At 61.7% G+C, this 13232-nt stretch carries 10 protein-coding genes; 2 read left to right on the top strand and 8 right to left on the bottom strand.

Annotated features, from left to right (window positions below; all coding sequences use genetic code 11):
* Window positions 1–217: 217 nt before the first annotated feature.
* A complete protein-coding gene (locus NLY33_RS06000; protein ID WP_023706800.1) occupies window positions 218–1981 on the top strand; it encodes an adenylate/guanylate cyclase domain-containing protein in 1764 nt (587 codons plus the stop codon).
* A gap of 20 nt (window positions 1982–2001) precedes the next feature.
* Here the strand turns inward: NLY33_RS06000 and NLY33_RS05995 are convergent, their stop codons facing one another.
* The 3 genes from NLY33_RS05995 to NLY33_RS05985 all read right to left on the bottom strand — a co-directional run bounded on the left by NLY33_RS05995 (window position 2002) and on the right by NLY33_RS05985 (window position 4851).
* Window positions 2002–3375, bottom strand: a complete 1374-nt coding sequence (locus NLY33_RS05995) for a hypothetical protein (RefSeq protein ID WP_031196757.1) — start codon at window positions 3373–3375, stop codon at window positions 2002–2004.
* Window positions 3375–3893: a GNAT family N-acetyltransferase gene (locus tag NLY33_RS05990; RefSeq protein WP_023698122.1), complete on the bottom strand. Its 519-nt coding sequence runs from the start codon at window positions 3891–3893 to the stop codon at window positions 3375–3377. Before NLY33_RS05990 ends, NLY33_RS05995 begins: the two co-directional genes overlap by 1 nt.
* A gap of 136 nt (window positions 3894–4029) precedes the next feature.
* Complete coding sequence (locus NLY33_RS05985) at window positions 4030–4851, bottom strand: hypothetical protein (protein ID WP_023706798.1); 822 nt, start codon at window positions 4849–4851, stop codon at window positions 4030–4032.
* Between the two features lie 298 nt (window positions 4852–5149).
* On the opposite strand from NLY33_RS05985, the gene NLY33_RS05980 reads away from it, so the two are divergent.
* Complete coding sequence (locus NLY33_RS05980; protein WP_023685078.1) at window positions 5150–6565, top strand: adenylate/guanylate cyclase domain-containing protein; 1416 nt, start codon at window positions 5150–5152, stop codon at window positions 6563–6565.
* Between the two features lie 15 nt (window positions 6566–6580).
* Here the strand turns inward: NLY33_RS05980 and NLY33_RS05975 are convergent, their stop codons facing one another.
* The 5 genes from NLY33_RS05975 to NLY33_RS05955 form a co-directional block, all read right to left on the bottom strand.
* Window positions 6581–7060, bottom strand: coding sequence for a class I SAM-dependent methyltransferase (locus NLY33_RS05975; protein ID WP_023672134.1), 480 nt, complete (start codon window positions 7058–7060; stop codon window positions 6581–6583).
* A 147-nt stretch (window positions 7061–7207) separates the two neighbouring features.
* Entirely contained in the window at window positions 7208–8389 is a 1182-nt protein-coding gene (locus NLY33_RS05970) for an ABC transporter permease (protein ID WP_031196756.1), read from the bottom strand.
* The gene (locus NLY33_RS05965; RefSeq protein ID WP_023672136.1) at window positions 8386–9384 is read right to left on the bottom strand and encodes an ABC transporter permease; all 999 of its coding nucleotides are present in this window, start codon (window positions 9382–9384) and stop codon (window positions 8386–8388) included. The genes NLY33_RS05970 and NLY33_RS05965 overlap by 4 nt, the downstream gene beginning before the upstream one ends.
* 2 nt (window positions 9385–9386) lie before the next feature.
* A complete protein-coding gene (locus NLY33_RS05960) occupies window positions 9387–11285 on the bottom strand; it encodes an ABC transporter substrate-binding protein (protein ID WP_023692891.1) in 1899 nt (632 codons plus the stop codon).
* Window positions 11282–13177: an ABC transporter ATP-binding protein gene (locus tag NLY33_RS05955; RefSeq protein WP_023706796.1), complete on the bottom strand. Its 1896-nt coding sequence runs from the start codon at window positions 13175–13177 to the stop codon at window positions 11282–11284. Before NLY33_RS05955 ends, NLY33_RS05960 begins: the two co-directional genes overlap by 4 nt.
* Between the last annotated feature and the right edge of the window lie 55 nt (window positions 13178–13232).

The following is a 13232-nucleotide window of genomic DNA, read 5'->3' as shown; positions in this document are numbered from 1 at the left end:
ACCTTGGGCCATGACGCGTGATCTCGCCACGCTCGTCACGGCCGGGGTATTCACAAGGATGAACCGATAGTCGTCAACCGGCAAGCGGCAGCACAAATGGGCATCGGTCTGGGTTGGCGGTGGAGCACTGCCGATACGGGCGGCCGCGTGGCCGTGATTTGCGAAAATTCCCTCGTCCCGCCGTCTTCCTGCTATGATGGAGATGAGGAGGCGACCCATGAGCGAGAACCGTAAGCTGGCCGCAATCCTGGCTGCAGATGTGGTCGGATACAGCCGGCTCGCGAGCGCGGACGAAGATCGTACCTTGGCGCGGTTGCGGGCACTGCGCAGCGACCTGATCGATCCGATCATTGCAGTGCACCACGGGCGGGTTATCAAGCGTACCGGAGACGGGGCACTGGTTGAGTTTCGCAGTGTGGTCGATGCCGTGCGCTGCGCCGTTGAGATTCAAAACGGTATGGTTGAGCGCAATGCCGGCGTACCGCAGGAGCGCCGCATCGAGTTCAGGATCGGCATCCATCTGGGCGACGTGGTCGAAGAGAGCGATGGCGACCTGATGGGTGACGGCGTCAACATCGCCTCGCGTCTGGAGGGCGTTGCGGCGCCCGGCGCCATCTGCCTGTCCGAGGATGCCTATCGCCAGGTCAAGGCCAGGCTTGACCTCTCGGTCAGCGATCTCGGCAGCACACAGCTCAAGAACATCGCCGAGCCGATCCGGGTGTATTCGCTGCAGGTCGGCGCCGGGGCCAAGGTGGCCGTGACCTCGCAAACCCCGACGAGCCCTCCGGCTGCGGCAGCGCCGCCGAAACTGTCGATCGCCGTGCTGCCGTTCGCCAATATGAGCGGTGATGCCGAACAGGACTACTTCGCCGACGGCATCTCCGAAGACATCATCACGGCGCTGTCCAAACTGTCACAGCTCTTCGTCATCGCTCGCAATTCGTCCTTCATCTTCAAGGGCCAGAACGTCCATGTGCAGGATGTCGGCACGAAGCTCGGCGTGCGCTATGTCCTTGAAGGCAGCGTACGCAAGTCGGGGAACAAGGTACGCATCACCGCGCAGCTCATCGATGCAATCTCAGGCGGCCATCTTTGGGCGGAGCGGTTCGATCGCGATCTGACCGACATATTCGCCGTGCAGGATGACGTGACGCAGCACATCGTCGGTGCGCTGGCGCTCAATCTGACCGAGGATGACCGTCTGCGGCTGGCGCCCGAACACCAGCGCAACCCGGAGGCGTATGACTGTTTCCTGCGGGGCCGGGAGCTATGGCACCGGCTGACGAAGGACACGAACGTCGTGGCCCGCGAGCTCTTGCAGCGGGCCATCGAACTGGACCCGAAATTTGCCTCTGCCCACGCTTTCCTAGCCCTCACGTACGGGCTCGATTACCTCAACAGGTGGGGTGCGTCGGACTCGATGGCGCAAGCGGAAGAGGCCGCAACGCGAGCGGTAACGCTGGATGACAGCGATCCCTGGGCGCACTGGGCGCTGGCATCGGCCAAGCTTTACACACGACGGCACGATGAGGCCATCGGCGAGGTCGAGCGCGCGATAGCCCTCAATCCGAACTTCGCCGAAGCGCACGTCGCCCGCGGCGAGGCGCTGTATTATTCGGGTAGGCCCGCGGAGGCGCTAGAGAGTTTCGCCCGGGGAAAGACCTTGAATCCATACTTCCCGGATGTGCTTCTGCACTTCCAGGCTTTGGCATCGTTTCAACTGGGAAGGTACGAAGAGGCCGTCGACCTCTTGCTGCAACGGCTGGCTCGCAACGCTGTCACCGACGTCTCGCGTGCGCTTCTGGCCGCATGCTACGGCCATCTGGGCCGTTTGGAGGAGGCCCATACGGCATGGCAGGACCTGCTTCGCGTCAATCCCGCCTATTCGCTGGAACACCGTCGCAAGGTCTTGCCTTACAAGAACCCTGCCGATTTCGAACTCATGGTCGAGGGGCTCCGCAAGGCCGGCGTGGTGCAATGACGGGCTAAAGCCCGGCCGGATCAGAGGCCTGAGGCCCGGCCGATCTTGCGCCATCGGGCGTTTTCGCGAACCGGTTTCAGGTCATCGGTCGTCTCGGCAAATGTCCGCAACCGGTATTGCCGCAGCAGGTCCGGGAACAGCGCCCCTTCCGGCAGTCCGGCAAGCTGCTCGCGGACCGAGATTTGTTCATCGATGACCCGCATGCCCCAGGCATTTTCCCGAACCTGCAGCTCGGCGGCCAGATCGCGCTCTTCTGGCGCGTTTTCATCAAGCGCAGCCAGCAGGATCGAGTGAAAAAGCGCGACATAGCCAATCTGTCTCAGGCCGCCCACAACCCGCACGCGCGGCAATATGGCAAGGGCAAGGAACATCAGGAACAAGTCCGGCAAAAGCATGCCGTCCAGCAGTGCCTGCTGGAGATGCGGCCGCTCGAACGGGATGGAAAGACCATGCGGCCTGTCAGGCTCGATCAGCCGCCCGTTCTCGAGGACGAGCTTGCGCACGCGCTGCTCGCGGATGCCCCAGAAATAGGCCGTGGCATTGGGCAGGAACCTGCCAAATGGGCCCGATGCGGCTTCTTGCAAGGCATGGTCGAGACGCCGGCGCCTTGCGGGCTCGAGGAGCAGCCTGGAAAGAAGACTGCCTTCATCTTCCAGATGCCGCGCCACGACAGTCGCGGCCAGCCTATCATCGATGAAAACCGGCCGGGCCATGCCGGAACGATCCCAATCGGCGACCAGATGCTCGTTGAGTTCTGTCAGCGCATCGGCGGCTGTTGCAAACACCTTGTCCTGGCTGGCAAGCAGCGTGCCCAGCCAGCTTCTGGCATCCGTCTCATTGCCCACCGTTTCGAGCGCGCGCCCGTTGAGGGTGACGGGACCGGCCGCGCAGGCGCTTTTGCGGCACAGTTTGTGGCGCCCCATGCCAAACAAATTGACCTTGTCGTCGCCGACATCGAGCCATCCCGGCCCCTCCCGGCCGGTTGTCTCCATGGTCATGGTCGTTCCCATGAAGCCGAAAAAAGCCGACAGCCCGTTTTCGACCGCGCCGAGCCAGGCAAGCAGCAGGGCATCGAAGGTGATGCGATCCATCAGAAGCAGGCAGTGCAGGCCGGACTGGATAACCGGTCTGTGGTCGAATTCGTCGAGGGCCTTGCCGATCGCTTCAGGCTGCATGATCGCACCGAGGCGCTGCTGCAGGACGTCGCGCAGGATCGAGCGGGCAGCGATCGACGGGGCCGATCCAGGCCTTGCCACCGGCCGCCACAGATGGCGGGCGTAATCGGAAACCGGTGCATTCCAGTTCTGCTCGATGTCACGCACGACCTCCGGGCAGAGCAGCGACAGCACGGCCAAAATGTCCACCGGAGGGGCAAGGGCAGGGACGGTGGTCATCAGAACCGCAGCCGGGCCATGCTCAGGAGGTCGTGGTACTGCCCGTCGGTAAAACCGGCCTTCACATGCCGGCCTTCGACCTCGAAGCCGTGGCTTGTGTAGAGACGGATGGCCGGTTCGTTGTCGGCATAGACGCTCAATTCGACCCGCTTCAGGGCGCGCCAATTGTCGGCCACGTCGAGCAGCGCGCCAAGGATGGCAGAGCCGATGCCTCTGCCGACAAAGCCATCGTCGAGGCCGATATTGATCTCGCCGATATGCGAGCGGCGCGGCGAACCCTGCGCGACCAGGCTGCCGTGGCCGACAACCTTGCCGTCCAACTCGGCAACGATCCAGGTGGTTTCCGGGCCGGACTTGGCGATGCGCCGCTCCACCTGCTCCACCATCTCGAACGGCATCCTGAGCGTGCCCCAGCGGAAGCCCGGCATATTGAAGATAGCGCAAAGCGCCTCGGCATCGCTTGGCCGGACGGCCCGGAGCTGCGGCTGGATTTTCTCTAGGGGTGGCGTGCTGGTCATGGCTTTTCCGGCTACAGCAATTCCAGGAAAAGTGTGAGCGGTTTTCCGTCCGGAATTGCGTCAGAACAAAGGACAGAGGCAATATGCCCGGCACGATGCACCGGACGTCACCTGAAAATCCAGCCGTCTCTGCGACCTATGCCGATTGCGCGGCAAAATGCCGGGGGGCGGCGTAGAGTTTGAGGATACCGCTGACGCCGATCCAGCCGAAAAGGGCGAGCCAGCACAATGTCCCGGCCGCCGTCCAGTCGATCCGGTGCACGGCGGCGTCGGTGATGACGAGGCCAAGGACGGCAAGCAGGCCAACCAGAAACTGCGCCAGGCCGAGCACCAGCAATTCCTCACGCGGCGCACTTCTCCAGACGAGATAGGTGCCGCCTGCACCCGCGAGGAAGATGGCGCTGTAGACCTGGGCGTGAAAAGCATCGATCGGCCATGGCCAGAAGCCACCGAATGTCAGGGGAAACAGCAACAGGCCGACGCCGTAGGCCCCGAGGATCGTCATTTCCACCGGTAGGTAGGCGCGCCATGCGGGGTTCAAGATCACGCCTTTTGCAGAAGGGCGGGCCCTTGCCCGCCACAGGAACAGCCCGGATACCGCGGCTGACGCAAGATAGACCAGAAACCAGAGCCAGGGGGCTTTGCGCTCGAAGTTGAAATAACCGAGATTGATGAACGAAGCCGCCGACACGATGACGGTGAAGATGAAGGCCATGACCAGCACGAGCCTGCCGGGCGACCAGCGATTCCAGACCAGCAGCGCCGCCATCACTGCCATTTCGGCGGTGTAGAAGCCGCCGAGGAAGCGGGCATTGAACGGCGTGACGGCCCAGGGCCAGCGCGGCTTGACCAGCGCAGGCGCGAAAAACAGGCCGGCCCCGACGATCAGGACGATGATGACCCCCGCCGAGAAAAGGCGCAGGGCCGCCGGAAATGGCGGGTTGTCGCGTGTCGGCATGGAGAAAACCCCAGAGATGAATGCCCCATGGGCTATCATAGTTTGGAATTCAACAAATGGAAATTGACCTGTCACCAGGCTTGTCCATTCGAATGGCCGTCCGGTCCGTTTAGCAGTATGATGGAGCGTTCGGGTCGAAGATCGGTCCGGCCAACACGCCTAGAGCCGGATGATTTCAGGTCTGTCCGACCTGAAATCTGAATCCGCCTCTGAATCAGGAAGAGCATGATGTCGTCCGAAAACCGCTTCACACCTTTCGGCATCATGCTCTAGCGGCGCAATTTCCGGAGCCTGCACGATGACCGAAGCTCAGGATCTGTTCTCGCTTCTGCGGCAATCGACCGATGTCGATCCGCAGGCAATCGACGCAATCCGGCAAACCATCGCCGAGGGCAAGGACCGCGAACTTTGCCGCATCAATGCGCTGGCCTTCGCCAGCAAGCATGGCCTCGACGAGGAACGCACCATAAGCGCCTTTCTCCATGCGGCGCGGGTGGGCATCTTCGACATTTCCTGGAATGTTCTGTGCCCCGGCTGTGGCGGCGTGCTCGACACCAACGCCACGCTGAAAACCATGCAGAAGGACGAATACACCTGCGCGCTGTGCTCCCAGGGCTATTCGCCGACCCTCGACGAGATGGTCGAGGTGACATTCACCGTCAGTCCCCGCGTGCGCAGGATTGCCGCCCACAATCCACACGAACTGCCGTTGGTGGAATATTACCGCCAGATCTACTGGGCGTCCGGGGCCGATCTGCCGGACGAGGATCTGGCGGAAAAGATGGAAGCGTTCTCGCTGGAAGATATCGAGCTTGCGCCCGGTGAAAAGGCGGTTCTGCACATCCAGCTTCCGCCCCAATTCATCATCGTCTTCGAGCCGGTCACGCATTCGGCCCAGTTCATCGACGCGAAGGGCGAACCGGCAAAAGAGCGGCGAAACCTCTCTCTGGCCTTCGACCGGGACCATGTCCAGAGCCAGACGCTGGAGATGCAACCCGGCCCATTGCGCATTTCGCTGGAAAACAGGACCGACACGCGCGTGCTGCCGACGGTCTTCATCGCCTGCCCGGTATTGCATGATTTCCTGGGCAAGCGCCGGCCCTTCGTGACCGCCAAGCGCCTGCTCACCAACCAGACGTTCCGGGATCTCTATCGCACGGATACGCTCGACATCAACCAGCGCCTGAAGATCACCAGCCTGACCTTCCTGTTCACCGATCTGCGCGGATCGACCGAGCTTTACGAGCGGGTGGGCGATCTTTCAGCCTTCGATCTCGTACGCGAGCACTTCCAGGTTCTGCACGAGATCGTCGCGGCGGAGGCAGGCGCGGTTGTGAAGACGATCGGCGATGCGGTGATGGCGACCTTCGCGACGCCTGACCGTGCGATTGCCGCGGCGCTGCGGATGCGCGACGCCATGCGGGCGCTCAATGACAAAAGCGGGCGCGAGGACCTTCTGCTCAAGATCGGTGTTCACGCCGGCCCCTGCATAGCCGTGTCCATGAACGAGCGGCAGGATTATTTCGGCCAGACGGTCAACATTGCTTCGCGGGTCCAGAACCTCGCCAACGCACAGGCGATCTTCGCCACGCGTGCGGTGGTCGACGATAATCTCACCGCCGATCTGTTGCACAGGAACGCGCTGACGCCCGTGCCGCACGAGGTCTCGCTGCGCGGCATCGAGCGGGAGATTGCGGTTTATACGATCCCCTGAAGAGTTCTCTGCCGCTCACACGCGCTTGCAGAGGAAATAACGGTCGGCGGGCTCCGAAGTGGGCGCCGGGAGGTGTTGCAGCAGCGGGTGATCGAGCGGCGTGCCACTGACCGCGAAGCCGCCGACGCGAAGCAGGCTCGCAATCAGATCGGGAAGCCAGGTAGCGGTCACTGCATCGCGATCGTCATAGCCGGTGCCAATGTCGGCATGAACAAGGGCGGCTTCGATGCCAATGAACTTGCGGCCCGTCTCGCGTATTTCGCCGAGCACGAGGTTTTCAGCTTCGGGAATTGAGCTAGTGTGCGCGCCAACTTCGCGGTCGAACACCACGATCCGGCGCCCGGGCAGAAGCTCGCGCAGATGGTGGAATGTCCGGCCATTGCCGAGGCCGAGCTCAAGCACAAGCCCCTCCATCTTCGCCACCTCGGGGCAGATTCGATTGAGAATGTCGCGCTGCGCGGTCATCCTGCTGATGAAATTATCGAGGCGACTCATATGCGATTGTGTGTCCTGAACCAGCAGCCCCGATCGAGGCTTGCTGCATATAAAGGCGAACGACGAACCCTGCAATAACGCAACCGGCCGCCGACAAGCGTCATACCGGGTGGAGTGTTCGGCAGGCCGGGCGGTGGAACAGCGATATCACTTGTAGGGGTCTGCGGCGTCCCGCAAGCCGTCGCCGAGGAAGTTGAACGCCATGATAACGAGGATGACCGGCAGCATCGGCAAAAGCAGCCATGGATAGAACGCGATCACGCTGACGCTGCGCGCCTCGGTGAGCAGGATGCCCCAGCTGGTTATCGGCGCCCTCAGGCCGAGCCCGAGGAAGCTCAGCGCCGTTTCGCCCAGGATCATGCCAGGGATGGAGAGCGTCGCCGTCGCGATCAGATGCGACATGAAGCCGGGAATGAGATGCCGCCTGATGATGCGGCTGCTTCCGGCGCCCATCAACTGCGCCGCCAGAACGTAATCCTCCTCTCGCAAGGCCAGAAGCTTTGAACGCACGGCCCGCGCCAGTCCGGTCCAGTCGAGCAGCCCGAGGATGACGGTGATGCCGAAATAGATCAGGATCGGACTCCAGGTTATCGGCATGATCGCCGCCAGGGCCAGCCATAGCGGAATGCTGGGAATCGATTGCAGGACTTCGATTATCCGTTGGACGATCAGGTCGAAGATACCGCCGTGATAGCCGGCCAGCCCGCCGATGACGATGCCGAGCAGGAAGCTGAAACTGATGCCGACGAGGCCGATAGTCAGTGAAATGCGTGCGCCATAGATCATGCGCGAGAGCACGTCGCGCCCCAGCCTGTCGGTGCCGGCCAGAAACAGCTGCCCGTTTTCGGCAGGACAGACAAAATGCCTGTCACCTTCGATCAGGCCCCAGAACCGATAAGTGTCGCCCTTGCAGAAGAAACGGAGCCGCTGAACATCGTCGTGCTTCTCGATGTAGTTCCGCTTGAGCGTGTCCATATCCAGCGTCATCTGGCGGCCATAGACGAACGGCCCGACGAACTCGCCATTGTGGAACAGATGCACGTGCTGCGGGGGCGCATAGATGTAGTCCATGTTGCGCGAGTGCAGATTGTAGGGCGCCAGGAACTCGCAGATCAGTATCCCGGAATACAGCACTGCCAGGAATATGCCGGATATAAGCGCAAGCCGGTGTTTGCGGAATTTCCACCACATCAGCCGCAACTGCGATGCCTGAAAGACCTTCGATTGCTCCGGCGTCATCGCCTCGACCGACTGCAGGTCGAAGGGCGCGCCGGAAATGTAGTGTTGCAGTGGAGCACCCGGAGCGGGCAGCGGCGAGTCCTGCTTCATTTGGTGCTGCCACCCTGCAAACGAATTCGTGGATCAAGCAGCGCCAGCGCCAGGTCGGAAATCAGCACGCCGATAACCGTCAGGAAGGCAAGGAACATCAGGAATGACCCTGCCAGATACATATCCTGGCTTTGCAGCGCCTTGATCAGCATCGGCCCGGTCGTTTCCAAAGACAAAACGATAGCCGTGATCTCAGCGCCGGAGATGATGGCCGGCAGGATCGAGCCGATGTCGGAAATGAAGAAATTGAGCGCCATGCGCAGCGGATATTTGACCAGCGCCTTGAACGGATGCAGGCCCTTGGCGCGCGCCGTCACGACATATTGCTTGTGCAGTTCGTCGAGCAGATTGGCGCGCAGCCGCCGGATCATGCTCGCCGTGCCGCCGGTGCCGATGATCAGGACCGGGATCCAGAGATGGGCGAGGATCGACTTCGCCTTGGCCCAGCTCATCGGCTCGCCGAGATATTGCTGGTCCATGAGGTGGCCGATGGACGTGCCGAACCAGATGTTGGCGAAATACATCAGGATCAGCGCCAGCATGAAATTCGGAATGGCAAGGCCGAGAAGGCCGAAGAAAGTCAGGCCGTAGTCGCCCCAGCTGTATTGATGCGTGGCGGAGTACATGCCTATCGGAAAGGCGATGAGCCAGGTGAAGATGATCGTGACGAAGGAAACCAGCACGGTCAGCCACATTCGGTCGCCGACGACGTCGCGAACCGGCAGCTCATATTCGAAGGAATAGCCGAAATCGCCGTGCAGCATCCCGCCCACCCAGTAGAAGTAGCGAATGACCGGCGGCTGGTCGAAACCATATTCCTTGCGCATCATCTGGATGCGGTCGGAATCCACCGCTTCGCCCTGGGCCCGAAGCTCGGCGACATAGCTGTCGAAATAGTCGCCCGGTGGAAGTTCGATGATGGTGAACACAAGCGCCGATATGACCAGCAGCGTTGGAACCATCACGGCGATGCGCCAGACAAGATATCGAAGCACGCTCAGGAGCCTCCAAGCCAGAATGTGTCCGGCATGTAGACACCGAAATAGGAGGTCGGGTCGTAGCCGTAGAGTGCTTTGTCAGGCAGGTTGCGCAGCCGCGAGGATACCAGAATCGGCTGAAGTGTTTCGTTCACCGTACCGATAGAGAACACCTGATCGGTGTAGATCGACAGCATCGAGTTCCAGATTTCGGCGCGCTCGCTGGATTGGGTCGATCCGTTCCAGCGCTTGAGCAAAGCCATCAACTCGACCACTTCAGGAACATCGGGCGCCTCACCCATCTTGCCATGCGACAGATAGTAAGCGCCCCAGAGCGGCCATTGCAGCTGGTCGTCGATGGTGGGGGCCAGCTGGTATGGATTCATGTCGGCGGTCGGCACGCCATTGTCGATGCCCGACGACATCGACATCAGGATCTGGCCACCAAGCGCGCGGCTGCGGAAGATGTCGCGCTGCGAAGTCCGGATGAACAAAGCGATGCCTATCTTGCGCCAGTGATCGGTGATGAGTTCGAGCGCATCGGTTTCCAGCGTGCTTTCGCCGGCCGTTTCCACGATGATCTGCGCCGGGCGTCCATCGGGAAGTAGCCGCAGGCCGTCATCGTCACGGGCCTGAAGCCCGACCTCGTCAAGCAGTGCATTGGCCTGGTCGGGATCGTGGGCGACCCAGGCTTTCGCGAATTCCGGCCGGTAGAGCGGGCTCTCCGGCAAGACCGTATCGGCGCTTTCCTGCGCCAATCCGTAGAAGACGGCCATGTTGATCTCGCGCCTGTCTACAGCGAGCGAAAGTGCGCGGCGCACGCGCACGTCACGCAAAAGGCCACGCCACACCGGGTCGGCACAATTCAGATTGGGCATGAGCGCCAGCCGCGAACCCTGTGTGCGTTTCCACAGATGCATCTTCACCGGGTAGCGCTTCTCCGCGTCCTTCAGGAAGGAGTAGTCGCTGAAGTCGATTCCCATGCATTGCAGGTCGCTCTCGCCCGCACCGGTCTTGGCGGAGATGATCGCCGACGAGCTGACATTCATGATGATCCGGTCGACATAGGGCAGTTGCCGGCCGTTCTCGTCTGTTCGATGAAAGAACGGGTTGCGCTCGAAGATGAACTGCTCGGCCGGCGGCTTGGTCCGGTTCTGCCAGGGGTCGAGTGTCGGCAGATCCGGGTTCTCCGGGCGATACTGCCGCGACATGCGGATGTGCAGCAGCGTCCATTTTGCGGTCCGGTTCTCCTTCATCAGGCCGGCGAGCCGGAATGGATCCTGATATTTCTTGTGGAACTGCTTGAGATAGGCGGCTGGCAAAACAAGCGGTGTCGGCGAAGCAGCGGCAAGTTTGGGCAGGAAGTCGGGATTGGGCGCGTCCCAACTGTAGCGCACCGTCAACGGATCGACGATCTCGAAACGTGGCGGCTTGCCGTCCGCCAGCAGGGCAGGGGCGAGCCCCCCTTGCGAAAGCTCATCGTTCAGCCAGACATCTTCCCAGCAATAACGAAAATCCTCCGGCGTCAGCAGGCTGCCGTCTGACCATTTATGGCCTTCACGAATCTTGAACGTGAAGACGCGATCATCCTTTACGTCGAAACTTTCGAGAATGTCGGCCTGAAAGTTAAGCTTTTCGTCATAGCCGACCAGCCGGGAATACCCGTAGATCGTCATCATCCGGATATCTTTCTGGCTGCCGATGATCGTACGCAGCGTGCCGCCATACTGGCCGGGCTGCCGGCCCATCGCCGCGAGGTTCAACGCGCGCGGGCTTTTGGGCAGGCGCTCCGCGAGTGGCGGCAGAGCCCTGGCTTTCAGCTGCGGCTGAAGAAAATCCGGCTCCAGATCGCCGGCGCGCGCCGTGCCCGGCAGAAATGCCGAAGCCATGAGACCAAGGACAGTGCGGCGGCTGATCAATGGCGTAACTCGCTGACATCGGCCGAACGTCGGGCCAGCACGAGATGGCCGCCGCCGAGATCGAGCGGCGACAGCATATCCTCTTCGCCCTCGTCGCGGAATTGCGGGCCCCATGCGCTGGTGTCGGAAGCGCCGCCGAGCTTCAGCGTCTTGAAATCCATCGGCCGGTCGAGATCGGGGAAGGGGACTGCGGCGAGCAGCGAGCGCGTGTAGGGGTGGATCGGTTTCCTGAGCAGAATTTCGCGCGGTGCAAGCTCGACGATACGCCCGCCGCACATCACCGCGATGCGGTCCGCCATGTAGTCCACCACCGCCAGATTGTGGGATATGAACAGGTAGGTCAGGCCCAGTTCCTTCTGCAGGTCCTTCAGAAGGTTCAGGATCTGCGCCTGCACGGAGACATCGAGCGCCGAAACCGGCTCGTCGCAGATCAGCAGTTCAGGCCCCAGCGCCAACGCGCGCGCGATGCCGATACGCTGACGCTGCCCGCCGGAGAAGCTGTGGGGATAGCGCTGGATGAAGCGCGGATCGAGCCCGATTGCCTGCATCAGGCTCTTGACCGTGGCTAGCCGGGACGCAGCATTGCCACGTTGATGGATTTCCAGCGGCTCGCTCAAGATGTTTTCCACTGTCATGCGTGGCGAAAGTGACGAAACCGGATCCTGGAAGACCATCTGGAGTTTCGCGCGCAGCAAGCGCAGGGCGTCTCCCTCGGCTTCCAGGACGTCGATCGGTCCGTCGCGGCCGTTGAAGATCACGGAGCCACCGGTAGGGGTGACGGCCCGCATCAGGATCTTGCTGACGGTGGTTTTGCCGCAACCGCTTTCGCCAACCAGGCCCAGGCACTCACCTCGCCTGATGTCGAAGCTGACGCCGTCCACGGCGCGAACAGAGGTCTGATGGCTCCCGCTGAACCATCCGGAGTTGCGGATGGTGTAGACCTTTTTCAGATCCCTGACCGACAGCAGAATGTCGTCCGGCCCTTTCGCTTCCGGCGCCGTCTGCTTGCCCAGCAGGGTCCCGACATTCACCGGCACCTCGCGGAGCGCCTTCAGTCTTTCGCCAGGCTTCAGGTCGAAATGCGGAACGGCTGCCATCAGGCCCTTCAGGTAAGGGTGGCCTGGCCGGCGGAATATTGCCTCCACAGGGCCCGCTTCCATGATCTCGCCATGGTACATGACGACCACCTCGTCGGCGACATTGGCGACCACGCCGAGGTCGTGCGTGATCAGCAGCATTGCCATGTTGAGCTTGGTCTGGAGCCCACGAAGCAATTGCAGGATTTGCGCCTGGATGGTGACGTCCAACGCCGTCGTCGGCTCATCGGCGATCAACAGAGCGGGCCGGCAGATAAGCGCCATGGCGATCATGGCGCGTTGCCGCAATCCTCCCGAAAGTTCGAACGGATACATGTCGTAGGCGCGCTTGGGATTGGGAAACCCGACGAGCCCGAGCATTTCCTCGGTCCGTGCCTTGCGCTCCGTCCGATCCATGCACGTATGAATCTGCAGGGATTCGCTGACCTGGTTGCCGATCGTGTGCAGCGGCGACAGCGATGTCATCGGCTCCTGAAAGATCTTGCCGATGCGGCTGCCTCTCAACGCCCGGATTTCGGGTCCGTCTCGCGGCATCTGCAGGATATCCTGCGTCGTGCCGGGCTTTTTGGGATCGGAAAACAGGATACGGCCGCGAACATGGGCCGTGTTCGGCAAGATGCCCATCACGGCCTGGCTGAGAACCGATTTTCCGGAACCGGACTCACCGACAAGTGCGGTGACCTTGCCGGGCAGGACGCGAAGATTTGCCCGCCTGACGGCATGCAACGGTCCCCCGACAATGGCAAAAGAGATGCCAACATCCTCGATCCGCAGCAGATCAACGCCTGCATCCATTCCCACACCAGCCCCAATCTGGCGCCTCCCGACCGGCCCCAAAAAAGCAAGACTA

Source organism: Mesorhizobium sp. C432A (assembly GCF_030323145.1).
GTDB lineage: Bacteria > Pseudomonadota > Alphaproteobacteria > Rhizobiales > Rhizobiaceae > Mesorhizobium.
Note: the sequence above shows the minus strand (reverse complement) of the source record. Positions and strands in the feature narration are given on the sequence as shown.